The 25,261-nt window shown below is 38.3% G+C and carries 21 protein-coding genes and 1 pseudogene; 20 read left to right on the top strand and 2 right to left on the bottom strand.

The genetic code is table 11. From position 1 onward, the window contains the following. Positions 1-110 precede the first annotated feature (110 nt). Positions 111-977, bottom strand: coding sequence for a 23S rRNA (adenine(2030)-N(6))-methyltransferase RlmJ (locus NPX98_RS02595; RefSeq protein WP_269022481.1), 867 nt, complete (start codon positions 975-977; stop codon positions 111-113). Positions 978-1,447: 470 nt separating this feature from the next. Here NPX98_RS02595 and nagZ point away from each other — a divergent pair, with 470 nt between their 5' ends. From nagZ to NPX98_RS02560, 7 genes are all read left to right on the top strand, one after another. Further along, complete coding sequence (gene nagZ, locus NPX98_RS02590; RefSeq protein WP_269022480.1) at positions 1,448-2,479, top strand: beta-N-acetylhexosaminidase; 1,032 nt, start codon at positions 1,448-1,450, stop codon at positions 2,477-2,479. A 291-nt stretch (positions 2,480-2,770) separates the two neighbouring features. Further along, positions 2,771-4,051, top strand: a complete 1,281-nt coding sequence (gene serS, locus NPX98_RS02585; RefSeq protein ID WP_269022479.1) for a serine--tRNA ligase — start codon at positions 2,771-2,773, stop codon at positions 4,049-4,051. 129 nt (positions 4,052-4,180) lie between these two features. Further along, entirely contained in the window at positions 4,181-4,843 is a 663-nt protein-coding gene (locus tag NPX98_RS02580) for a protein-L-isoaspartate(D-aspartate) O-methyltransferase (protein ID WP_269022478.1), read from the top strand. A gap of 178 nt (positions 4,844-5,021) precedes the next feature. Next, positions 5,022-6,110, top strand: a complete 1,089-nt coding sequence (locus NPX98_RS02575; RefSeq protein WP_269022477.1) for a murein hydrolase activator EnvC family protein — start codon at positions 5,022-5,024, stop codon at positions 6,108-6,110. A gap of 1,095 nt (positions 6,111-7,205) precedes the next feature. Beyond that, on the top strand, positions 7,206-7,664 hold the full coding sequence (gene yajC, locus NPX98_RS02570) for a preprotein translocase subunit YajC (protein ID WP_269022476.1): 459 nt from the start codon (positions 7,206-7,208) through the stop codon (positions 7,662-7,664). Between the two features lie 430 nt (positions 7,665-8,094). Further along, complete coding sequence (locus tag NPX98_RS02565; RefSeq protein WP_269022475.1) at positions 8,095-8,481, top strand: Mth938-like domain-containing protein; 387 nt, start codon at positions 8,095-8,097, stop codon at positions 8,479-8,481. Then, positions 8,478-9,338 (top strand): phytoene/squalene synthase family protein, encoded by an 861-nt coding sequence (locus NPX98_RS02560; RefSeq protein ID WP_269022473.1) that lies wholly within the window; start codon positions 8,478-8,480, stop codon positions 9,336-9,338. The genes NPX98_RS02565 and NPX98_RS02560 overlap by 4 nt, the downstream gene beginning before the upstream one ends. A 760-nt stretch (positions 9,339-10,098) precedes the next feature. Here NPX98_RS02560 and NPX98_RS02555 read toward each other — a convergent pair. Beyond that, positions 10,099-11,988, bottom strand: coding sequence for a peptidyl-prolyl cis-trans isomerase (locus tag NPX98_RS02555; RefSeq protein WP_269022472.1), 1,890 nt, complete (start codon positions 11,986-11,988; stop codon positions 10,099-10,101). A gap of 156 nt (positions 11,989-12,144) precedes the next feature. On the opposite strand from NPX98_RS02555, the gene tpiA reads away from it, so the two are divergent. The 13 genes and pseudogenes from tpiA to NPX98_RS02490 all read left to right on the top strand — a co-directional run bounded on the left by tpiA (position 12,145) and on the right by NPX98_RS02490 (position 24,795). Continuing rightward, positions 12,145-12,909, top strand: a complete 765-nt coding sequence (gene tpiA / locus NPX98_RS02550; protein ID WP_269022471.1) for a triose-phosphate isomerase — start codon at positions 12,145-12,147, stop codon at positions 12,907-12,909. A 79-nt stretch (positions 12,910-12,988) separates the two neighbouring features. Then, a complete protein-coding gene (gene secG / locus NPX98_RS02545; protein WP_269022470.1) occupies positions 12,989-13,444 on the top strand; it encodes a preprotein translocase subunit SecG in 456 nt (151 codons plus the stop codon). A gap of 84 nt (positions 13,445-13,528) precedes the next feature. After that, complete coding sequence (locus tag NPX98_RS02540; RefSeq protein ID WP_269022469.1) at positions 13,529-15,157, top strand: CTP synthase; 1,629 nt, start codon at positions 13,529-13,531, stop codon at positions 15,155-15,157. 95 nt (positions 15,158-15,252) lie between these two features. Next, positions 15,253-15,396: pseudogene (locus NPX98_RS02535) on the top strand (3-deoxy-8-phosphooctulonate synthase); the annotation flags it as partial. 71 nt (positions 15,397-15,467) lie between these two features. Then, positions 15,468-16,736 carry a phosphopyruvate hydratase gene (gene eno / locus NPX98_RS02530; RefSeq protein ID WP_269022468.1) on the top strand — a complete coding sequence of 423 codons (1,269 nt, stop codon included), beginning with the start codon at positions 15,468-15,470 and terminating at the stop codon, positions 16,734-16,736. An 87-nt stretch (positions 16,737-16,823) separates the two neighbouring features. Further along, positions 16,824-17,228, top strand: coding sequence for a TM2 domain-containing protein (locus NPX98_RS02525; protein WP_269022467.1), 405 nt, complete (start codon positions 16,824-16,826; stop codon positions 17,226-17,228). Positions 17,229-17,389: 161 nt separating this feature from the next. Continuing rightward, positions 17,390-17,734: an FtsB family cell division protein gene (locus NPX98_RS02520; RefSeq protein ID WP_269022704.1), complete on the top strand. Its 345-nt coding sequence runs from the start codon at positions 17,390-17,392 to the stop codon at positions 17,732-17,734. A 102-nt stretch (positions 17,735-17,836) separates the two neighbouring features. Next, positions 17,837-18,877, top strand: coding sequence for a pyruvate dehydrogenase (acetyl-transferring) E1 component subunit alpha (gene pdhA, locus NPX98_RS02515; RefSeq protein WP_269022466.1), 1,041 nt, complete (start codon positions 17,837-17,839; stop codon positions 18,875-18,877). 16 nt (positions 18,878-18,893) lie between these two features. Next, on the top strand, positions 18,894-20,267 hold the full coding sequence (locus tag NPX98_RS02510) for a pyruvate dehydrogenase complex E1 component subunit beta (protein WP_269022465.1): 1,374 nt from the start codon (positions 18,894-18,896) through the stop codon (positions 20,265-20,267). A 13-nt stretch (positions 20,268-20,280) separates the two neighbouring features. Continuing rightward, entirely contained in the window at positions 20,281-21,606 is a 1,326-nt protein-coding gene (locus NPX98_RS02505; RefSeq protein WP_269022464.1) for a pyruvate dehydrogenase complex dihydrolipoamide acetyltransferase, read from the top strand. A gap of 227 nt (positions 21,607-21,833) precedes the next feature. Beyond that, positions 21,834-23,294 (top strand): dihydrolipoyl dehydrogenase, encoded by a 1,461-nt coding sequence (gene lpdA, locus NPX98_RS02500; protein WP_269022463.1) that lies wholly within the window; start codon positions 21,834-21,836, stop codon positions 23,292-23,294. Between the two features lie 74 nt (positions 23,295-23,368). Then, entirely contained in the window at positions 23,369-24,325 is a 957-nt protein-coding gene (gene lipA, locus NPX98_RS02495) for a lipoyl synthase (RefSeq protein ID WP_269022462.1), read from the top strand. 8 nt (positions 24,326-24,333) lie between these two features. Continuing rightward, positions 24,334-24,795, top strand: coding sequence for a type II toxin-antitoxin system RatA family toxin (locus NPX98_RS02490; protein ID WP_269022461.1), 462 nt, complete (start codon positions 24,334-24,336; stop codon positions 24,793-24,795). Positions 24,796-25,261: the final 466 nt, after the last annotated feature.

Raw genomic sequence — 25,261 nt, 5'->3', positions numbered from 1 at the left:
ACATTTCTGATCTGATTAACAATTATCTAAATTGTCGAAGTAATCTTATCTCTTTTTGATTTTTTTTAATTTTTATAAGGGCTTGTGCGCTTAGGCAGCAGATAAAGAAATTAATATGATGGGTATTTTTCCTTATGGAGCCATTGATGCGTAATTCGTGCATTTTTATCTTGCCCAAGTCGGGTGATAAGAAAAGGACTGAGCTTTTTTATCTCTTCTTCAAGAAGATAAGGAGGATTGATAAGAATTATGCCGCTTCCGTTCATTGTAGGCAATATTGAGCTTTTTCGAATACGCATTTCGAGGTGTAGAATTTTGGGAATTCCTGTTTGGTGAAGTGCATGAAGAAACTTTTCAATTTCTTTGTCATATTTAACGGGATACCATAAAGCATAGATACCTCCCGGAAAACGTCGATATGCTTTTACTATTCCTTCGACAAGACGGGAGAATTCACCAGGTTGTTCAAAAGAAGGATCAACGAGAATGAGTCCACGTTTTTCTTTTGGTGGCAGATGAGCATTTAAGGATAGCCAACCATTTAGATGTAAAACTTTTGTTTGATAATCACCGATAAAGTTACTTGCTAAAGTTTGGTAATCTTCACTATGCAATTCAATTGCGGTTAGCCTATCTTGTTTTCGCAATAATTGGCGAACAAGGACAGGTGATCCGGGATAGAATACGATGTCTTTATTTCCTTCATTTATTGCATAAATGATATCGCACCATGGACAAAGAAGTGTTTGTACGTCTTCTGGGATAGGGAATGATAAAAGCCGCCCTACGCCTTCACGCCATTCTCCCGTTTTCTGTGCTTCCAAGGAGGAGAGATCATAAAGTCCAATGCCTGCATGTGTATCTATAACGCGAAAGGCTTTCTCTTTGCGTTTGAGATATTCTACGATACGGGTGACAATAATGTGTTTAAAAACGTCAGCAAAATTGCCAGCATGATAAATATGCCGATAATTCATAAATGAACTTTATTCTTACGTGTATGATCACTTCCTAAATTCTTTCGATTAATGTAGAAAAACGACCTTTGTGTCAATAAAACTCTGTGATAAAAACCGGCAATGTTTGGATTAAAAAGGCGAATGCATCTAAACGAATGCTAACATTATATATATGCACCTATTTGTTATGCTATGTTCTAATATTTATAATTTTGTACTAATTGGATGAAACGCTAATGTATCAAACCTTCTATATGAGGAAGGGAAGAGTGTAATGTTTTTTCAAAATGCTAGAATTCTAGTGCTAGAATTTTTTCTAAATAACGGGGAAAACGATGTTTTTAAAGAAAATGCTCCTTCATTGACGCATGAGGATGTGGTTGTGCATGTATAAAATATAGTTTTAAAGATGTGCGAATCTTTCAATAAATCCAATAGATTTATTTATAGAAATTATTGATGAATATAAGCGTTAAGGTATCGTGATAATGTCGGCAATAAAAGCTATGATTACTGGTATTTCCGGTCTTGTTCTAAGGGATGATGAAAAAGCATTCATTGCTGAACATAAGCCTTGGGCTTTTATTTTATTTGCACGTAATATTGGTACGGCAGATGACGTTAAGGCACTTACCGTATCTTTACGCGAGATAAGTGAGCACGATGATATTTTTATTTTTATTGATCAGGAGGGAGGAAAGGTACAGCGCTTGTGTCCGCCTTTAGCACCTTCTTATCCGACTGCGGCAACTTTGGGAGAGATTTATAAAAAAGATCAGGATAAGGGGCTTCGTGCTGCATGGATTATGTCGCGGCTTCAGGCTTTTGACTTGATGAAGTTTGGTATTAATGCAAATTGTCTTCCTGTTTTGGATGTACCGGTGGTTGGAGCTCATAATGTTATTGGGACACGCGCTTATGATAAGGAACCAGAAGTGGTCACTGCTTTGGGAGGCGCTGCTGCCAGAGGTCTTTTGGATGGTGGTGTTTTACCAGTGATGAAACATATTCCCGGACATGGTCGGGCGTTTTCTGATACACATTGTGAGTTGGCGCGTGTAGATGCATCACTTGATATTTTGGAACAATATGATTTTATGCCTTTTAGAGATTTGGCAGACTTGCCAGCTGCAATGACAGCTCATATTGTTTATGAAGCAATTGATCATGAAGTACCAGCAACGCTATCTAAAAGAGTCATTGAAAATGTTATTCGCAAGAAAATTGGCTTTGATGGTCTTTTAATGTCAGATGATATATCCATGAAGGCGCTTACAGGGCGTTCTTTTTCAGAAAATCTTTCGGATTTAACGCTTAAAATTTTTGCAGCAGGCTGTGATCTTGTTCTTCATTGTAACGGCAATTTGGAAGAGATGCTTGCAATAGCGCATGTGACACCATTTTTGTCAGGGAAGGCATTAAAGCGTGTCTGTGATGCTTCAATTCAGGTTGGACAACCCGATCAATCAGATGAGATTGTTTTAAGAGAAGAATTTTCAAGCCTTTTGGCTTTTGTTTGAAAATGTCTGCCTTTTTTAATTTTCTCTCTCAGTATTTCTTAACGAAAGTTGAACTGTTAATATCGTATATGTTGGCATCTCAACGAAAATGAGCCATTCTTATTTGTTATTGTCGGCTATAGGGATGCTATCAGATTTTTTACTAAGTTACTGTGACTTTATCAACAGCAGTTCTTTAAGAGGTAACTTTTATCGATTTCTGAATAGAAAAGAAAGAGGAATCCTTTTAATAGAAGCTGGTATTTCATATGAGTAAGAGACGAGTAAAAGCGATGCAAATGAGGAACGTTAATGTTTGATATTAAATGGATCCGTGAATACCCTGAGAAATTAGATGAAGCACTGGCAAACAGAGGTATTGAGCCGCAAGCCCAAAAATTGATAGATCTTGATTGCGAGCGTCGGGCATACATTTCTAAAGTGCAATATGCACAAGAGCGCCGAAATGCTGCTTCAAAAGAAATAAGGCAAGCTTTGGCTAAATGCGATCAGGAAACTGTAGAGCGTGTTAAAGCTGAGGTTGAAGAGATTAAAGTTTTCCTTTCTTCTGCTGTGGTAGAAGAAAAACGATTAGTTGAGAACTTGAAAAATGCTCTTTCAGCAATACCAAATATTCCATTAGATGATGTTCCAAAGGGCAAAGATGAAAGTGATAATGTTGTTATTCGACACTTTGGGATACCTCCGACGTTTGATTTTCCACCAAAAGAACATTTTGATCTTGGCCTGAATCTCAAACAGATGGATTTTGAGCGAGCAAGTCGTTTGTCAGGAACACGCTTTACAATCCTTTCAGGGGCATTGGCACGTCTTGAACGTGCATTAGGCCAATTCATGCTTGACATGCATGTTGATGAACATGGTTATCAAGAGGTGTCAGTACCTCTTCTCGTGCGGGATGAAATTGTTTATGGAGCAGCTCAATTACCGAAATTTGCTGAAGATCTCTTTCGGACTACGGATGGTCGGTGGCTTATTTCTACAGCAGAAGTGCCGTTAACTAATTTGGTCAACAATGAAGTTCTTGAGATAACAAATTTGCCGCTGCGGTTTTCTTCTCTTACACCTTGTTTCCGTTCAGAGGCAGGATCTGCGGGGCGTGATACACGTGGTATGTTGCGTCAACACCAGTTTTGGAAGGTAGAAATGGTATCGATTACCACTGAAGAGCAGTCCTTAGCTGAACTGGAACGTATGACAGAGTGTGCCGAAAATGTGTTGAAGCGACTTGGCTTACCTTTTCGTACTGTGGTTCTTTCTACTGGTGATATGGGATTTGCTGCACGTAAAACCTATGATATTGAGGTTTGGCTTCCCGGTCAGGAGCGTTATCGTGAAATTTCAAGTTGTTCAGTTTGTGGCGATTTTCAAGGACGGCGTATGAATGCTCGGTATCGTAAAGATGGTGATAAAGCATTGCACTTTGTTCATAGTCTGAATGGTTCGGGTACGGCTATTGGTCGTTGTCTTATAGCTATTCTTGAGAATTACCAGCAGGCTGATGGTTCTATTATTATTCCAGATGTTTTGCGTCCTTATATGAAGGGAGTAAGTTGTATTCCTGCTTGTTGATTTTGTAAAATGGGAGACGATATGCGTCTATTGCTGGTAAAGAATGGTAGCATTTATATGCAAGGTTTTATTTTTTCGAAAAAAATAGCTTATACAGAAATTGTTACTGTGTTGGAGATTAAATAAATCATGAAGCAGAAAAAAGGTATTTTACAATTTCGTGAGGAGTTGGCAAATCTTGCGCTAAAAATGCGCAGCAAAGGGATTGATGACATACATTTTTTTGCAGCATTTGAAAAAATTCCGCGCCAGCAATTTGTAGCTGCTCCTTGGCTGAATAGCGCCTATGATAATAAAATGATTCCAATTGAATGCGGTGAATATATTGAGCGTTTAGAGGAGCAACTTCTGATTCTTTCTGCACTGTCTTTGAAAAAAAAACACCGCGTTTTAGAAATTGGTACAGGATCTGGTTTTTGTACTGCTCTTATGGCATGCCTTAGTCATCGTGTGACAACGATTGATCGTTATAAAACATTGATTGATTTAGCACGACAAAAATTTCAGACTTTAGGAATTGAAAACATTATTTTACGACAGATGGATGGAAGCCGAGGTACGACAGATTTGGGGTCATTTGATCGTATTCTCATTTGGCCATCACGTTCTGATGAGCCGATAGAATTTTTAGAGCTGTTAGCTGAAAATGGGATTCTCATTCAAGCTATAGGCTCAGATGAAGGAATCCAAACGGTTATGCGTTATAGAAAAGTTGGCAGCCAGTTTGAGCGCTCAGAAATGTTTAAAGTGCGTTATCAGCCTTTTATTAAAGGTGTTGCAGAAGTACTTTAATTTTTTAAGATTAATATTATCGCACGACATTTATTTTTTATTTAACAAGCGGTTTACGCTGATTTTTTTGTTAAGGTATTTATGAAATAAAATACTCGATTTTAACTTTTAGGTAATATTAGAGAGATTTAATAAAGCTTTAATAAAGTGAATTGAGTATTGGCTAGTGAGCAAAACTATGTATTTAAGAGTTTGTAGCGATATTTTGTGGTGTAGTATTCAATGGATAGTTTTTGGGGGTGTGTTGATAGCAGTAGTAGGTTGCGGTTCCAGTGCGCAGCGCTTTGAGGATGGTTTCTATAGGGGGGATACTTACTCAAATACAACTACTTCCGCTGCATCGCAAGGTGGTGTAATACAAAGTAGTGAATTGCCACCTGTAGAACAAAGTGATAATGCAAACGCGAATTATAGTGCTCCATATGCTTCTTTGATACAAGAGGAAGTATATTCTTCTGATGGGCGAATTATGGGAGCTCCACCACGAAATCTTGGAACGCTTACTCTTTCACAAGAGGATGGTTTTCCTGTTGTTCGGCGGAACTCTTACATTGTACAGAGCGGGGATACACCGTTGAGTATTGCGCAGCAATTGGGGGTTAGCGTTGAAGCACTGAAATTAGTCAATGGCATAAACGGTGATTTTGTCTCTATCGGTCAGGTGCTCAATATTCCAAATGAACGTAAAAGGATAACTTCGCGTGCTTCAGATAATGCTAGAATTGCGTTAAAAACGGTAACTCTAGCACCGTCTAAGTCCGCTGAAAAATCTGATAAATCAAAAACTGAGCAGAATTTTTCTAGACAGGTGCGTGCATCAAAATCTGCAACCGATTTACCGCATACAGTAACGTCTTCGAATGATATTGTTGCTCCACAATCAACAGGAATTTCTAATATGCGCTGGCCAGTGCGAGGACGTTTGTTGAGTCACTTTGGCCAAAAGGAAGGAACGACAATAAAACAGGGGATAGATATCGCAGTGCCTGAAGGTTCATCAGTCAAAGCTGCGGAAAATGGTGTCGTTATTTATGCGGCGGATGGGCTAAAAAAGCTAGGCAATGTCGTTATGATTCGGCATGAAGACAATATTATTACTATTTATGGACATAATAATAGGCTTGTTGTTGGTAAGGGGCAAAGGGTGCGGCGTGGCGATGAAATTGCTAAGTCTGGTATTTCAGGATATGCTAAAACGCCGCGCGTTTATTTCGAAGTACGTAAAAATTCTGAGCCTGTTGATCCTAACAAATATTTGGAAAAATGATGCATAGTTTCTTTACAATATAGGCTTATCAATTTGATCTCAAACTGCTTGTGTAAACTGTTATTAGAATGTTTATCACTCTACTAAAATGATTGTCTACGTATTATCGTATATTCCAAGGAGTAAAGGAGTAATAGTGAGCATTCAGGAGTATTTTGTGAGTTGTAATTGTGGATATAAAAATTAATCATTTCAAGATATGTCTCTTGACATAAAACTAATCTAAAGGATGAAGTTATTGGAGGGAAGCTTTTTTGAGTGTCTTGGAGAGATATTAATAGTTGTTCATTGTATCGCATTATCATACGTCGTCTATCAGATATTGCGTCATTATAAGAGAATACTTTAATGCTATCATTAGGAAAAGTTTTTAAAAATTTGTATGATGTATTATCGTGAAGACTATTACAGAAAATGATAAAGAATATTTGGTTGTTTTTAATTGGTTTACGAAAGGGGAGAGAGCAGTGAAACTTTCACGGTAAATATTAAATATTTTGAGTGATTTTTCTATGCTCACTATGGATCGAGTGCAGTCTGTATAATTTATTTACCAGTGATGACTCTGCTCTATCGTATGTATACGCTTCACAGATGCATAGTATTGGTGGGGAGTTTTTTGGAAAAATCTACCACTTTTAAGTATATTACTCCTTATGTTATTGGTATACTATGAACGAGAATTTATACCAATACAATTGGCGTTTTGAATAAGTTGAGATATGACGTTTTTTCGCTCCATATAAAAAATTAGTGTAATTAAGCCAAGTATTCTTAATACGAAGAGGATATCGTGCTGTTAAGAATGGCGATTATGTGACATAATTGTGAATAAGAAAATTCTTTCTGCATTTATTTCTTCTGGTTGATTAGAAAGTTAGTATTTATGACATATTAAGAACGAAATAAATCTGTTTTTTTTTAACTTTTGCACGTTGCCATCTCGTTTTTAAGGCTTTATTGCCTTTGCAAAGGCTACAACTACATGATGCAATTACTGCTATTTATAGCATTTAAGAAAGCTTTCTTCCTCTGAACCAAAAGTCATTTGAGTAGAGTGGGAAATATCTAAAGTTTAATCGATAGGAGATAAAAATGTTTACAACCAGTGCTTATGCTCAGGCTGCAGGTGAGGTTTCCAATGGAGCACAATTTATGAGCTTTGTTCCTTTTATTCTGATTTTTGTGATTATGTATTTTTTAATTATTCGCCCACAGCGTGTGCAAATGAAAAAGCGGCAAGAAATGCTTAATGCTGTGCGTCGCGGTGATTCAGTTGTTACGGGTGGTGGCATTATTGGCAAGGTTACGAAGGTTTATGATGAGAGTGATGAATTAGAGGTTGAAATTGGGGACGATATGCGTATTCGTATTATCCGTTCAACATTAACTTGTGTTCGCGTTAAAGGCGAACCACTTTTAGAAGAAAAATCAAATCCTCATGCTAAAAAAGCACAAAAAAATCCTAAAGCGAATAAAGCGGTAGCGAAGGAAAGAGCGGTATCTCTTAAAGAGGAAAAAGCTGCATCAAAAGAAGATAAACCAAGTGCATAATGGCGATTTGTAGGCTTTTATAAAAGCTTACGTTTATAGAGATGAAATGGTTTTTGTATAAAAACCATTTCGTTTTGTTGGTGATTTTATAATCAGTAATTGAATATGTCCACAAAGAAAAAATGAATTATTTATTGCATATAACAATGGCATTATTGAAAGAATGGCTAAAATTATTGCAATACCTCACAAATTAAATAACAATGAGAATAAGAAACATTCTTGTAAGAAATAAATAGAGAGGCTGTGTTCATTAACCACGTTTTCCCGCAAATTCTTGTGATATGAATTTTCATACCGTATTCTGATGGTACTGTAAAGGAAAGCTTTTGCATCAACAGTGCGCTGCGGGTATGATCAGAATCTATTTATTGATGTTTATGTTCTTGCTGATTTTTTGGAAAAAGATTAAAAGTAAAGGGTGCTTATTATGTCTCATGCAATTCAAATTCGTGAAGCGCATTTTCCTGGGCGCGCACCCATTGAGGCTTATGGAAATGGTGGCTTCCGTTTTGCTGATATGTCGCACCGAGGTTCTCTTATTTGTGTCCCATCAGGTATTTATGGTATTAATATGGCGGGGCCTTTACCTACTCAAGATGATATTTTTCGTATTTTAGAAGAGGCAGAAGAGATCGAGATTCTATTGGTCGGTACTGGGACTGAATTATTACGTTTACCCGAAAAATTACGGGTGCTTTTATGGGAAAAGCATATTTCAACAGATACGATGAACACAGGAGCAGCAGTGCGTACATTTAATGTTCTTTTAGCTGAGAATCGTGCAGTTGCTGCGGTGTTGTTTGCGGTAGAATGACAAATTTTTTTCCTTATTGTCTTGACATTTTACGTGCTACAGATCGTGATCGCTATATATCTGTTTTATTTGCACCTAAAAAAAAACGTAGGGCGTTAGCGGCGCTTTATGCTTTTAATGTAGAAATTGCTCGTATTCGTGAAAGCGTGAGCGATCCGCTAATTGGGGAGATACGATTACGCTGGTGGCGTGATTCTATTGCTAATGACGAAGTACAAAATAGCGTGAACAATCCAATTTTGAGTGATTTGCTGGCAATAATTCCTCTTTTTAATTTACCTAAAACAGCTTTTTTACGTTATTGTGAAGCGCGAATTTTTGATCTTTATAATGATCCGATAACAAATATTCACGATCTTGAATCCTATTGTACTGAGACAGCAGGTATTATTTTGCAGTTGTCTTGTCAGATATTGGACTTTGATGCAGCACAAGATTTCACAAAAGCATGTAGGCATGGGGGTATCGCTCAGGCATTAAGCGGTATATTACGTCTTTTGTCGTTTATGCAATTACAATATCAGTGTTATTTTCCGGCTGATGTACTAAAATCTGTGGGTGTTGACAGAGAAGATTTGATGGTCAATCGTATCAATGATGAACAAAAGAATCATATTGTTGAAGCTATGGTAGCGTTATCGCGAGATCATTATCGTAAGTTTTATGAGTATTCTATCGCTTTGCCTAAAACATTAAAACCAGCATTTCTTCCATTGGCAGTTACGCCAGCCTCTCTTCAAAAATCGGTACAGCTTGGAGCGGCAGTTTTTCAAGAAAGTGCAACTTCGTCATTGCTTCATCGTTATTGGTTGATAACAAAGGCGGCAATTAGCGGTAATCTTCCAAAGCTATTATAATGATAAGCTAAGTATCATTAGATAAAAAACATTCCCTATTTCATTATTGGTCATTGCTTCGATATTGGTGTCATAAATGGCTTAGTTTACTTTAAGCTATGAATGAATGTAGAATTTTAATAGATAATTTAGGAACAGGAAGAGATGGTGTAAATGGGAGTACGTTAATCGCGTTTATTTGACATTTTGTCGTTGTTGGTTTGTTTTGATGCGCAGTTCTAGATAACTTTAGAGTTATTTATTAAATGAGAATGACGTTATATGATAATGACTTAGAGTATCGATATGCGATTTTTTTCTTGATATCCATGTGTGTAAGCAAAAAGTTGAAATGGAAAAGAGAGTTTATGAAGGGTATGGTTATTTCAAATGAAGTCAGAGATTTAAGAGAAAAAAGTTGCTCTTGATGGCTTTTTAGAAGTTTGAATAATGTACCATTTTCCATATAGTTATTCAGAATAAGAATGAATACGATAGTTAGTTTTTAAGTCGACAGTCAGAAAAAAATCTCTTTATATGATATAGAAGATTGCTTTGATCTGAAGAATGTAGATTTCTAACGGTGCTCGTTTAAAATCAGATTAGCTAGTTTATTGCTAAATCAATTACGCAGTCTATTTCATGGTAATTCTCTTCTGATTTGTTTATGATTTGCGAACAATAATCTAATGCGCGCTATATTTAAGAGTTTTTTCCAATTATTGAGTGAAATGGCTTGTCGCAATTTCACTCATGAAACCTTAAAATCATTTATAAAACTTCACTGAAGAGCATTGAAGATTTGATTATAGTTAGAGATATTAATTTCTATAGGGTGCTCTTTATTTGCAGCTTGTATCATCTCTAGCTTTAAATCTTCTCTTAGCATCATATCCATATTGGCACGGATATCAGATGAAATGGTGTGCGCAGTGATGTTTTCAGGTATAGTTGTTTCTGTTATTTTATAAACAATACGGTTTGTGGAAACCGCGCCTTTTGTTATACCGTAATAGCCTTTAGATTCAGAAAATAGTGCTTTAACACCTTCAGCTCCTAAAATATCTGATAAATCTTGGCGATGTAGAGCCGGCGTTGTTTGTTTTGTGATGCCAAGTTCATTGGCAAGAGAATCAAAACTTTTTCCTTCAGTGAGCTGTTTGAGAGCATTTTTAGCTTTTTCATCAAGAAGACGTTGTGTTTCTTCACTTTGCCATTGAATGATAGCGTCTTGTTTGACTTCTTCAAGTGTTTTATCGCGGGAAGAAGTGATTGCATCCACGTGATACCAAAGATATCCACCTTCTTGAAGAGAAAGTGGCTCAAGTTCAGCTCCTTCATTAGATTGATAAATAGCTTTTAATAAAATATCTTGTTGGGGTAAATCTGTAAGTGTTACACCCTCAATAGTTTTTCCTGTTTTATCAATAGTAATTTTCCGAAGAGGCAATTTATATTGGTTGGCTATTTCTTGGAGAGAGGCACCTTCAAAACGGGCATTTTCAATTGTTGTGTAATTATTGCGCATGTCTGTTACGGCATGGTTTTGGGCAAGTGTTTGGCGAATATCCTGTTCTACAGTTTCAAAGGGAAGAGTACCTGAAGGGGTAACATCTGTAAGACGGATGATTACAGGGCCTTGTAGATCATTAATGACAGCGCTAACTTGTCCTTGCTTAAGTTCAAAAATTTCAGCTGCCAGATAACTAGGAAGCTCATTTTCTACTAAAGGACCTTTTTTTATGTCATTAAGAGTTTTGTTTTCAGCTTGAACGAGGTCATCAAAACTCAGGCCATTGGCTATTTTTTTTGCTGCATTATCGGCAGCTTCGCGTGTAGGGAATCGTAATTCTTCAATTGTGCGTTTTTCAGGGGTAACGAAACGCGAGATATTTTGCGTATAATAAGCCTTAGCTTCATCTACAGAGATATTCTGGTGGTTTATAAATTGGGTTGGTGTCACAGATAGTAAAGAGACTGTACGATATTCTGGAGTACGAAACTCATTTTTGTGAGCAGCAAACCATTTCTGTAATGTTTCTTGATCGGGATTGGTAATGCTTTCATTTTCTTTGAGGTTAATAACGAGAAAATCGGCGGTGCGTGTTTCTTCTTGATGAAGAGCAAGCGCTTTATAGAAGATATCGGGTACTTTTATGCCGGATAGTGCAGCTAAAATGAGTTGATTACGTTTTTCTTTTTTGCCGTAATATTCAATGAGACTATTTTCGCTGATACGTAATTGCTGAATATATTTAAGAAGAAAATCTCGGTTAAAAACTCCATTTTGCTGAAAAATATTATCAGCACCAATGACGCGGGCTATAGCATCTTTTGAAAGACTAAGTTTCATTTGACGCGCCTGTTCATCAAAAAGTACATCCTGTTGTAACAAATTAAGAACAAAATCAGGGATTCTGTATTGCTGTATTTCATCTGGTGTGAACATTCGTTCAAGATTAGATGCAAGTGCTAGACGTAAGCTCTGATCTGTAAGTGCGAGGCGATAGGCGTCAACAGTTATTGTTGATTTTCCAGCAGTTAAAAGATCTCTTTCATTCTTTGTGTATAACTGTGGCACACCCCATAAAATGATGAGGCACAGAAGCAAAATCGCAAGAAAAATTCTAACAATCCAAGAATTTGTAGTGTTTCTTATGGCATTAAGCATTATTCAATCCCGTGTATTGACATAATCATTGTCCAGGTATTTATGGAATTTGCAATAAAGATGCGTAAGATGCAAGCTTTAAAGACTTGCTTTCATTGTGTAGTTTGATATTTAAGGCTGTAAAAGTTTTATTGTGATGGTGATTGAGGTAAAAATATGGCTCCAAATGTTCGGTCTTTAGTTGCCGGAAATTGGAAAATGAATGGAACAGGAGAATCTCTTGGAGAGTTGCGCGCTATTGCATCTGGTGTTAGCTCTGATCGTGGCCATTTGTTTGAAGCTCTTATTTGTGTTCCAGCGACGCTTTTATCGCGCGCTTCTGATGTATTGGATGGCGAGAAGCTTTTCTTAGGAGGGCAGGATTGTCATATTCATGATAGTGGCCCTTATACGGGAGATATTTCAGCTTTTATGCTTAAAGAAGCAGGGGCAAGCCATGTCATTATTGGGCATTCAGAACGTCGTACTGTTTATCATGAAAGTGATGCGATCGTTTGTGCTAAAGTACAAACGGCATGGCGAGCAGGTCTTGTTGCCCTTGTTTGTATTGGTGAAACATTGGAAGAGCATAAGAATAGTCAAGTGTTCGATGTGCTTGCACAGCAGCTTGAAGATTCTTTACCAGATGGTGCAACAGAACAGAACCTCATTATTGCTTATGAGCCTATATGGGCTGTAGGTACGGGAAAAACACCTACTTTAGCAGATGTTGAACGCGTGCACGGTTTTATTCGAGATAAGGTTTATTCTCGTTTTGGTGATGATGGGTGTAAAATGCGCTTGATTTACGGCGGATCAGTAAAAACATCCAATGCATCTGAGCTTTTGAGTCTTCCTCATGTGAATGGTGTTCTGGTTGGTGGAGCAAGTTTAAAAGCAAATGATTTTTTAACTATTTGCGATGTTTATCGTAAATTATGAAGGTAAATTGTGGTTTCTCTTGGATTTTACGCAATTTATGTGTAAATGGCTATAAAGAGTTATTTAAAGAGCAGGGTTTATGCAAACAGTACTCATTGTTATTCAATTTTTAGTTGTTATTGCTTTAGTTGGCGTTGTGTTAATTCAGCCTTCAGAAGGTGGTGGGCTTGGTGTTAGTGGTGGATCAAGTTTTATGAAAGCGCGTGGTACCAAAAATGCATTAACACGTTTAACGGCTATCCTTGCAGTTTGTTTTTTTGCTACATCTATTAGTCTTGTCGTGGTTGGGACACTATCGAATTCTCATTCTGATATTCTTAATCGTATCCCAGTTAATGTAGAAAAGAATTCAGAGAATGAAAGCGAGACAGAGGTTACACCTTCATCTGATCATAAATCTCAGCCTTCTATTCTTGAGCAATTAGGTGGGGTTTCAGTGCCTTCTCACGAACAGAGTGGAATTCCCGCACCAGCAGTTGAAAATCCAGTTCCTGTACCGATTGAAGATTCAGCTTCTGGTAGTGTTGCTGAATAGTTGTTTTATTGTTTATAAGAAAATTTGCTTTTATGCGTTTTTTTGCTGGAAAAGCCATTGTAAACTGCTTATCAATGTGAACCCATGGTACGTTATGTTTTTATTACTGGCGGTGTGGTTTCTTCTCTTGGAAAAGGCATTGCAGCGGCAGCTTTAGCCGCATTATTACAGGCTCGTGGATATCGGGTGCGGATTCGCAAGCTTGACCCTTACTTAAATGTTGATCCCGGTACAATGTCACCTTATCAACATGGTGAAGTGTTTGTGACTGATGATGGTGCAGAAACAGATTTGGATCTTGGCCATTATGAGCGTTTTACTGGGCGTTCTGCTAATAGCCAAGACAATATTACGACAGGACGTATTTATCGCAATATTATTGAGCGAGAACGACGCGGTGATTATTTAGGGGCAACGGTTCAGGTTATCCCTCACGTTACAGATGAAATTAAAACATTCATTACCACAGGTAATGAGGAGTTTGACTTTATCTTATGTGAAATAGGTGGGACAGTTGGTGATATTGAGGCAATGCCTTTTCTTGAGGCAATTCGTCAGCTTCATAATGAGTTGCCAAGGAAAAGCGTTGTTTATATGCATCTTACATTGATGCCCTATATTTCCTCTGCAGGAGAATTAAAAACCAAGCCGACACAACATTCTGTTCGAGATTTGCAGTCAATCGGTATTGTCCCTGATATTTTATTGGTGCGTTCAGATCGGTTTATTCCAGAAGCGGAACGACGCAAATTATCGCTTTTTTGTAATGTTCGTCCGAGTGCGGTTATCCAGGCATTAGATGTTCCAACGATTTATGATGTTCCTATGGCTTATCATAAAGAGGGATTAGATTCAGAAGTTCTCTTTGCTTTTGGAATTGATTCAGCACCTGAGCCCAAAATGGATCGTTGGAAAGATATTACAGATCGAATCCATAATCCCGAAGGGGAAGTTACGATTGCAATTGTTGGAAAATATACGGGTTTGAAAGATGCTTATAAATCTCTAATTGAGGCGATTTCGCATGGCGGGTTAGCCAATAAAGTAAAAGTTAATATTGAATGGATTGAATCAGAGCTTTTTGAGAGAGAGGATCCTGCACATTATTTACAAAAAGTCCATGGGGTTTTGGTCCCTGGTGCTTTCGGTGCGCGTGGTTCAGAAGGTAAAATTCGAGCAATTCAATTTGCGCGAGAGCGTAGAATTCCTTTCCTGGGTATTTGTTTTGGCATGCAATTGGCTTGTATCGAGATTGCGCGCAATGTAGCAAATATTGAAGATGCTTCATCGAGTGAATTTTGTGAAACAAAAAACGCAATTGTGGGTTTAATGACGGAATGGCTCAAGGGGGATGTTCTTGAGAAACGTACGAAATCTGGAAACCTTGGAGGAACAATGCGTCTTGGTGCTTTTGATGCAGAACTAAAAGAAGGGAGTCGTATCTCCAAAATTTATGGCGTAACAAAAATTTGCGAACGACATCGTCATCGTTATGAGGTGAATGTCCATTACAAAGATAGACTAGAACAATGTGGATTAATTTTTTCTGGTATGTCTCCAGACAATATTTTACCAGAAACAATAGAATATGTAAATCATCCATGGTTCATTGCTGTTCAATATCATCCAGAGTTGAAGTCGCGTCCGTTTGATCCGCATCCACTTTTTTCTTCTTTTATTGAGGCAACTGTAGAACAGAGTAGGTTAGTTTAGTCTGTAAGTTTGTTTGTGTCCTTTTTGAGGAGTAAAATGCCTAAACCAAATGGGATGGTGGAAATTGAATGCTGTTTTTGTTGGTCTACAGGTATATTTTGAGGGAAATACATCAAAATTCGGATAATGCACCGTCTGATGGTCTTAATATGATCAAAATTAATAATCTAGAAAGATTGCTTAAAACTTTGATGGACTTTAATTATTTGGCAAAAAATGAATTGAATATATGTCTATAAAAAATGCTCTATATCATCGTGGCCTTTGTAAGTAAAATTAATTCAAGCTTTTGTTGTATAAGGAAAAGTACATGACTATAATTGTTGATATTATTGGGCGTGAGGTACTTGATAGTCGTGGCAATCCGACTGTAGAGGTTGATGTTCATCTGGAAAATGGTGCTTTTGGTCGCGCTATGGTTCCTTCGGGAGCATCGACTGGTGCACATGAAGCTGTAGAACTTCGTGATGGTGATAGGCGCTATCAAGGCAAAGGGGTTGAAAAAGCGGTTTCTGCGATTAATGGGGAGATTCTTGAAGAACTTGGTGGGCGAGATGCAAGAGATCAGATAACAATTGATCAGGCAATGATTGCTTTGGATGGAACATCTAACAAATCGCGTCTTGGAGCTAATGCTATTCTGGGTGTTTCATTGGCGGTTGCAAAAGCAGTAGCAGAATCATTAAGTTTACCATTGTATCGTTATATCGGTGGTGTGCAAGCGCATGTTCTCCCCACACCAATGATGAATATTATTAATGGTGGGGTGCATGCTGATAATCCGATTGATTTTCAAGAATTTATGATTATTCCGGTGGGAGCTCCTAGCTTGAAGGAAGCAGTTCGCTATGGTGCTGAAATTTTTCATATGCTAAAAAAACGTTTGCAAGATGCAGGTCATAATACCAATGTTGGTGATGAAGGTGGTTTTGCACCTCATCTTAAAAGCGCTGAACAAGTAATTGATTTTATTATGGAGTCTATAGTAGCGTGTGGGTATAAGCCGGGTGAGCAAATTGCTATTGGTTTAGATTGTGCTACAACTGAGTTTTATAAAAATAGTTCATATTACTATGAAGGCGAGGGCACATGTCGTAATATACAGCAACAGGTAGAATATTTGGCACGGCTTGTTGATGCTTATCCTATTATTACGATTGAGGATGGAATGGCTGAGGATGATTGGGAAGGTTGGAAGTTACTTACTGATTCGATCGGAAAAAAGTGTCAGCTTGTTGGTGATGATTTGTTTGTAACAAATTCAGCGCGTTTGCGTGAGGGTATCAAAATGGGTGCTGCCAATTCTATTCTTGTTAAAGTCAATCAAATTGGCACGTTGAGTGAGACACTTGATGCTATAGAAACAGCTCATAAAGCAGGTTATCGTGCTATTATATCTCACCGTTCGGGCGAAACCGAAGACTCTTTTATTGCAGATCTTGCGGTTGCAACAAATTGTGGGCAAATTAAGACGGGTTCACTTGCACGTTCGGATAGATTAGCTAAATATAATCAGCTAATTCGTATTGAAGAAATGCTTGGGGAACATGCTTGTTATGCGGGTGATTGGCGTCGTTAATAGTTATGAGCAAATAGATACTCTATACATTGAATTTGATTGTTTTATTAGAATGATATGTGAATAACAATTTTACAGGTGGTAAAGATGAGAGGTATAATTATTAGTCAGGATCAAGGATCGTACCTTGTTTCGGGTGAGGATGGTAAGCGCTATCAATTTGCAACGTGGGATTGGTTAGGAAAGCGTTCACCAAGAATTGGTGATACCGTTGATTTTGTATGTGAAGGTGGTGCTGCCAATTCTGTTTTTCCACTCTTGAAACCACACTCAGAACAAGTAAAAATGATGCTCGCATTGATTTGTTGGTTTGCTGGTGTGTTTGGTGTTCACCGTTTTATGGTTGGTAAAATTTGGACTGGTATTTTAATGCTTGTTCTGTCTTTGACCCTTGTAGGATTAGTTGTGACTGGGATTTGGGCGATTGTTGATTTTATTATCATTTTGGCAGGTAGATTTACTGATAAAAGTGGGAATAAAATCACTGCTTAGCCTATTTTGAATATGAATTGCAGCAAGTGGGTTATGAGAGGCCCACCTTTTGTTCTATCAGGGTTAAAAAGGCTGCTTAGGTACGGTTGTTTTGGTAATGAGGTATTAATCAAAATCGTGCATAGTTGAAAAAATCTCTTAAACAAAACTGTGCTATTATTATGTGGACAAAACAAAAACGTAGATCAATTAAAGCGCGCTTTATATTGCCACTTATTACGGCTGGGGTTTTGGGCTATTTTGGTTATCATATGTATCATGGTGAATATGGGCTTTACTCACGCAGCAAAATTAATCAACATATTGTCGAATTGAAAGAAGAGCTTCATAAATTAGAAGCTGAACGCATATCTATTGAAAAACGTATTTCTCTTTTACGTGATGGGCATATTGAGAAAGATATGTTGGATGAATATGTTCGGAAAAATTTAAACTTTTCTAAGCCGAATGAATTGACAATTTTAATTCCCTCCAATGATACTAAAAATCCATTAGGAGTCGATTAATAAAAAATATTTCAAAGCAATGTATGGCTTGAGCGGATTTATAATGCTTGTAACTTTTGTTCGTAAAGGTTATCTCTAAGCAATCATAAAAGGGAGTTTTATATGGCAGAACGGGCTAAAAAGAAATCTTCGTCTGTGATGCATGATGCATTATCAAGTATTACAGAAACAGCGCAAATAGCTCATTTTACGAAAGAAGAGGAAATTGATGCTTATCGTGTAATGCTTTTGATTCGTCGTTTTGAAGAAAAAGCAGGTCAACTTTATGGTATGGGTCTTATCGGTGGGTTTTGCCATCTTTATATTGGTCAGGAAGCCGTTGTTGCTGGTACATTAAAGGCAGCAAAAGAAGGTGATCAGATTATCACGTCTTATCGTGATCATGGTCATATGTTGGCGGCTGGTATGAGCCCGCGCGGTGTTATGGCTGAGTTAACAGGGCGTCAAGGCGGTTTTTCCAAGGGGAAAGGTGGCTCGATGCATATGTTTTCTAAGGAAAAGAATTTTTATGGTGGGCACGGTATTGTTGGGGCGCAGGTTCCAATTGGTTCGGGTTTAGCATTTTCGAATCAATATCTTGGTAAAGATAATGTGACATTAGTCTATTTTGGTGATGGTGCTGCAAATCAAGGTCAGGTTTATGAAAGCTTTAATATGGCCTCACTGTGGAAGCTTCCTGTCGTCTATGTTATTGAAAATAATCAGTATGCTATGGGAACGTCGGTTTCTCGTGCATCTGCGGAAACTGATTTTTCTCGTCGTGGTATTTCTTTTGATATTCCGGGTATTGTTGTTGATGGTATGGATGTTCGTGCAGTAAAAGGAGCTTCTGATGAAGCTATTGCTTGGGCGCGTTCGGGGAAAGGGCCTATTATTCTTGATATGCAAACTTATCGTTATCGTGGTCATTCTATGTCTGATCCAGCGAAATATCGATCAAAAGAAGAAGTGCAAAACATCAAGGATGAGAGTGATCCCATTGATCAAGTCAAAAGTCGGATTATTGAGCAAGATTGGGCGAGCGAAGATGATTTGAAATCTATTGATAAAGAGATACGTGCGCTTGTTGCTGATGCGGCAGATTTTGCACAAAATGATCCAGAGCCAGATGCTTCTGAGCTCTATACTGATATTTTAGTTTGATGTAGGGGAAGTGAGTATGCCCATTAATATTTTAATGCCAGCGCTTTCGCCGACGATGGAAGAAGGTAAATTGTCTAAATGGCTTAAGAAAGAAGGTGATAAAGTCAATTCTGGTGATGCCATTGCTGAAATTGAAACGGATAAAGCTACTATGGAAGTAGAGGTCGTTGATGAAGGCACTATTGGTAAAATTTTGGTGCCTGAAGGAACTGAGGCTGTGAAGGTTAACACAGCTATTGCTGTATTGTTGGAGGAAGCTGAAGTTTCTAAAGATATTTCTCAGACTGTAGCTTCTTCAGATTCGAGTAAAAAACCACAAGTAGAGATTTCTTCTCCGTCTTTGTTAGTGCCCACCCCCCCCGTTTTTGATATTGCTTCTGATCCCGAGATCCCTGAAGGTGCTGAAATGGTTACGATGACAGTGCGCGAAGCGCTTAATCAGGCAATGGCTGAAGAAATGCGGCGTGATGAGACGGTTTTCTTGATGGGGGAAGAAGTAGCAGAATATCAAGGTGCTTATAAAGTTAGCCAAGGTTTATTGGATGAATTTGGTGCGCGCCGCGTTATTGACACACCAATTACAGAACATGGTTTTGCAGGATTAGCTGTTGGTGCTGCATTTGGAGGATTGCGTCCCATTGTTGAGTTTATGACATTTAATTTTGCTATGCAGGCGATTGATCAAATTATCAACTCAGCAGCAAAAACGCGTTATATGTCTGGTGGGCAAATGTCTGCTCCTATGGTTTTCCGTGGTCCTAATGGTGCTGCTGCGCGTGTTGGTGCTCAGCATTCTCAGTGTTTTGCTGCATGGTATAGTCATATTCCGGGTCTTAAGGTTGTTATGCCTTATAGCGCTGCAGACGCAAAGGGTTTGCTAAAGGCTGCTATTCGTGATGATAATCCTATTGTGTTTCTTGAAAATGAGATTCTTTATGGTCATCAGTTTGAAGTTCCTAAAATAGATGATTTTGTTTTGCCTATTGGTAAGGCACGTATTCATAAGCTAGGTCAGGATATAACAATTGTTGCGTATGGAATTGGTATGCATTACGCAGTTCAGGCACTTCCAGAAATTGAAAAGCTTGGCATTGATGTTGAATTAATTGATTTGCGTACTATTCGTCCGATGGATTTGTCAACGATACTTACTTCAGTTAGGAAAACGGGTCGTTTGATAACGATTGAAGAAGGTTATCCTCAGTCATCTGTTGGTACTGAAATAGCAACGCGCGTTATGCAACAGGCCTTTGATTATCTTGACGCACCAATTGCGACAATCGCTGGCAAGGATGTTCCCATGCCTTATGCTGCTAATCTTGAAAAATTAGCTTTACCAAGTATTACGGAAATTGTCGAAGCTGTTAAGTCTGTGACTTATAAAGCATAACGGAGGGAGCACTATGCCTATTAATATTACGATGCCAGCGCTTTCGCCGACGATGGAAGAAGGAAATTTGTCAAAATGGAATGTCAAGGAAGGTGATAAGGTTTCCTCTGGTGATGTGATTGCTGAAATTGAAACAGATAAAGCGACAATGGAAGTGGAGGCCGTTGATGAGGGAACAATCGCTAAGATTGTAGTTGCTGCTGGAACACAGGGAGTTAAAGTTAATTCTTTAATCGCAATTTTAGCAGAAGAAGGTGAAGATTTGGCCGAAGCAGCAAAGGTTGCAAAAGAAGATGTTTCTTTTTCGTCAATGAAAAAATCTGCAACTAAACAAGAGGAATCAGGAACTGTTCTGGTTTCTGAAGCATCCTCATCTCAGCATTTAATGCAGCAAGATAAACATAATGGGCGGATTTTTGCATCTCCTTTGGCAAGACGTTTGGCTGCCCAGGCGCAGCTTGATTTGTCACTTCTTTCTGGAACTGGTCCACATGGGCGTATTATCAAGCGCGATGTGGAAAAAGCTCTGAGCGATGGTGTTTTTGGTGCTTCTAGTCTATCACAAATTGGTCAATCAATGGCTATGGGGGCTTCTGATAAGCAGGTCATGAAACTGTTCAAAGAGAGTGAGTATACATTTGCACCTCATAATAGTATGCGTAAAACAATTGCTAAGCGTTTGGTTGAATCAAAGCAAATCGTGCCGCATTTTTATGTAACAGTAGATTGTGAACTAGATGCATTATTGGCGTTACGCGCACAGCTTAACGCTTCTGTTTCAGTAATGAAAATGCGAGACGGTACCGATTCTGCTTATAAGCTGTCAATCAATGATATGGTTATTAAAGCTGTTGCGCTTTCTTTAAAAGCTGTTCCTGATGCTAATGTATCATGGCTTGAAGGTGGAATGCTCTATCATAAACACTGCGATATTGGTGTTGCTGTTTCTGTTCCAAATGGACTGATTACTCCGATTATTCGTCATGCAGAAGAAAAGCCTTTGTCGGTTATTTCCAATGAAATGAAGGATTTTGCAATGCGTGCACGTGAACGTAAGCTGAAACCGGAAGAATATCAGGGAGGCACAACAGCGGTATCGAATATGGGGATGTATGGCGTGAAAGAATTTTCTGCTATTATTAATCCACCGCATGCGACGATTTTTGCGATTGGTGCAGGTGAACAGCGTGCTGTTGTTAAAAATGGTTCCTTAGCAGTTGCAACAGTCATGTCTGTTACACTTTCAACGGATCATCGTGCTGTTGATGGTGCATTGGCAGCAGAGCTTGCTCAGACCTTTAAGAAGTTTATTGAAAATCCGTTGGCAATGTTGATGTAGTAGGGGTTTTTAGGCTCTTTGATATGATTGTATCTGGCGGTATAGTGTTATGATGTGGGAAAAGCTGATCTTAACAGCTGTAATAGTGGTTTCGCAGCTTCTTTTGATTGAACGAAGATATTTATATAGTGTTTGGAACGGAATGCATGAAAAAAGTCTATAGTGTTGATTTTTTGTCTTAGCCAAAATAATGCGTATCTGTTTTTGTTATTCATGGAAGGATTGCTGTGATAAATCTTTATGATGTAATTGTAATTGGTTCGGGGCCAGGTGGATATGTAACTGCAATTCGTGCGGCGCAATGTGGTTTTAAGACTGCGATTGTTGAACGTGAACATTTAGGTGGAATTTGCTTAAATTGGGGATGTATTCCAACAAAGGCGCTCTTGCGCTCAGCGGAAATGAAGCATTTTGCTGAACGTGCGCAAGATTATGGGCTAAAACTTAATGGTTCCATTGAAGCAAATATTAAAGATGTTGTTGCGCGTTCTCGCAAGGTTTCAGCGCGTTTAAATGCTGGTGTTGGTTTTTTAATGAAAAAAAATAAAATCGACATTATTTGGGGTGAAGCAAAGCTCATTAAAGGAGCTGAAGGTAGCCAGCCTGCGGAGATTATGGTTTCTTCATCGTCAAAAGCGGTTATGCAGCCGCAAAATCCAGTGCCTAAAGAGGTATTAGGTGGAGGTACTTATAAAGCCAAGCATGTGATTATTGCAACGGGTGCACGTCCACGTGCTCTTCCTGGCATTGAGCCAGATGGAAAGCTTATTTGGACTTATTTTGAGGCTATGATTCCACCTGCAATGCCAAAGTCGCTTTTGGTGATGGGATCTGGGGCAATCGGTATTGAATTTGCTTCTTTTTATCATGATATGGGTGCAGAGGTGACTGTTGTTGAAATGATGCCTCAGATTATGCCTGTTGAGGATGTGGAAATTTCAACATTTGCGCGTAAGCAGTTGGAAAAGAAAGGTATCAGTATTCTGACTGAAGCCAAAGTAAATAAGGTTGAAAAAGCTGCTGATTTTGTTACGGCGTATATCGATGTTAAAGGTAAAATAGAAACAATAACAGCTGATCGATTGATTTCTGCTGTTGGGGTTCAGGGCAATATTGAAAATCTTGGATTAGAAGCATTAGGCATTAAAACTGATCGCGGGTGTATTGTAACTGATGAATGGAGCTGGACAGGTGTGGAAGGCATTTACGCTATTGGCGATGTTGCTGGTCCTCCTATGTTGGCACATAAGGCAGAAGAAGAAGGTGTAATATGTATTGAACATATTGCAGGTATGAAGAATGCTCATTCGCTTGATAAGAGCAAAATTCCAGGTTGTACATATTGTACACCGCAAGTTGCTTCTGTTGGACTTTCAGAGGCGGCAGCGAAAGAGGCTGGCTATGATATACGTGTCGGTCGTTATTCTTTCTCAGCAAATGGCAAGGCTATTGCTTTAGGTGAAGATCAGGGATTGGTTAAAACTATTTTTGATAAAAAGACAGGGCAGCTTCTTGGTGCACATATGGTTGGGGCAGAGGTAACAGAACTCATTCAAGGTTTTGTTGTTGCTATGAATCTTGAAACAACTGAAGAAGAATTAATGCGCACTGTTTTTCCACATCCGACATTGTCGGAAATGATGAAAGAAAGCGTATTAGATGCTTACGATCAAGTTTTGAATGCCTGATGGCTGGGTTATATAGAAAATTTCGCATTATGGTTTTATATCGGCGTTCCATATTTAAAAGGCAGAGATCTTAAATGGTTACGGTGGTTGATAGAGTTACGAATAGGCGTGTGCGCCATCCTGAAAAGGCGCATCGTCCGGATACGGTCATTCAGAAAAAACCGGATTGGATTCGTGTGAAAGCACCAACGTCTCAGATATATAAGGAAACGCACGGAATTGTACGCTCCAATAAGTTAGTAACTGTATGTGAGGAAGCTGGTTGTCCAAATGTTGGTGAATGTTGGAGCCAGCGGCACGCTAGTTTTATGATTTTAGGTGAAATATGTACTCGGGCTTGCGCTTTTTGCAATGTTTCGACAGGTATTCCACTTGCGGTCGATGATAACGAACCAGAACGTATAGCGGATGCTGTTGCACAGATGGCGTTAAAACATGTTGTCATTACGTCTGTCGATCGTGATGATCTTGCTGATGGTGGTGCACAGCATTTTGCAAAAGTTATTCGTGCTATTCGTCGAAAGGCTCCCTCAACAACAATCGAAGTTCTTACACCTGATTTTCGTAATAAGGATGGTGCTTTGGAAATTGTGGTTGCTGCTAAGCCTGATGTTTTTAATCATAATTTGGAAACGGTTCCGTCAAAATATTTAAAAGTACGTCCGGGAGCACGCTATTTTCATTCAATTCGGTTATTACAACGCGTTAAAGAAATTGATCCAACAATTTTCACAAAATCAGGAATTATGGTTGGTCTTGGAGAAGAACGGAATGAGATACTTCAATTGATGGATGATTTACGTTCTGCTGATGTAGATTTTATGACAATTGGGCAATATTTGCAGCCCACACGAAAACATCATCCCGTCATTCGTTTTGTTCCTCCAGATGAATTTGAGTCTTTTGCTAAGATTGGTAAAGTAAAAGGGTTTTTGCATATGGCTTCCAATCCTCTAACGCGTTCATCTCATCATGCGGGGGATGATTTTGAAGCTTTGCAAAAAGCACGTTCTGCAAAATTGGCTTCATAGGGATAATTATGCCGACTTTTACAACACATCGGCAAATTGCCCATGCTGCTCATGAAATGTTTGATCTTGTTGCAGATGTTGAATCTTATCCTGAGTTTTTACCGATGTGTGAGGCTTTGATTATACGTTCTCGGAAGACGTATGAGGAAAAAACATTGCTTATTGCTGATATGACGGTTGGTTATAAAATGATAAGAGAAACTTTCACGACTCAAGTTTTTCTTCAGCCGAAAAAAAATCTTATTGAGGTAAAATATATTGATGGCCCATTCAAATATCTTGAAAATCGTTGGGCATTTCATTCCATTCAAAATATGAATGCATGTGATGTAGAGTTTTTTATTGATTATGAGTTTAAAAGCAAAATATTTGCACTGATGGTGGGATCAATGTTTGATATTGCTTTTCATAAATTTACCAATGCTTTTGAAAAACGTGCTCATCAGATTTATGGTTTTCCAACGAAATGATTTGTTCAGTTCTCTTTATTATAATAAAGAATGTTACACTTTATAAGCTGTGTTGTGACAAGATTAAAATCTAGAAAATCAGGATGGTAAAAAGTGTTATTGGGCAGATGCAAGAATCAGTTTTAAGACGGTTTCAATGATTGTATGACAGATAGTATGACGAGCAACTTTATCAAAGTGCATTTTTGTTTATGGTTTTTGTAAAAAACTGCAAAATGCACAAGACTTGTGAGTTTATCTGAATATGCGTTTTGGGATTCTTCAAATACCTATAACAGCAATTGAACTTATCTCTTGTGAATGTTTTTAGCTAACCTTCAGCCATTGCAATAGAAAATTCTTTTAAAACTGAACCGTGCGTTTAATAAGTTCAGTGCATACACTAACGAGATATGTTTTAGATTCATTTGAACAAACAATAAAACACAATCGGATACATCTGATAATTCTGCAATATTAATAAGGC

Source organism: Bartonella sp. A05, assembly GCF_026930145.1.
Lineage (GTDB): Bacteria > Pseudomonadota > Alphaproteobacteria > Rhizobiales > Rhizobiaceae > Bartonella.
Note: the sequence above shows the minus strand (reverse complement) of the source record. Positions and strands in the feature narration are given on the sequence as shown.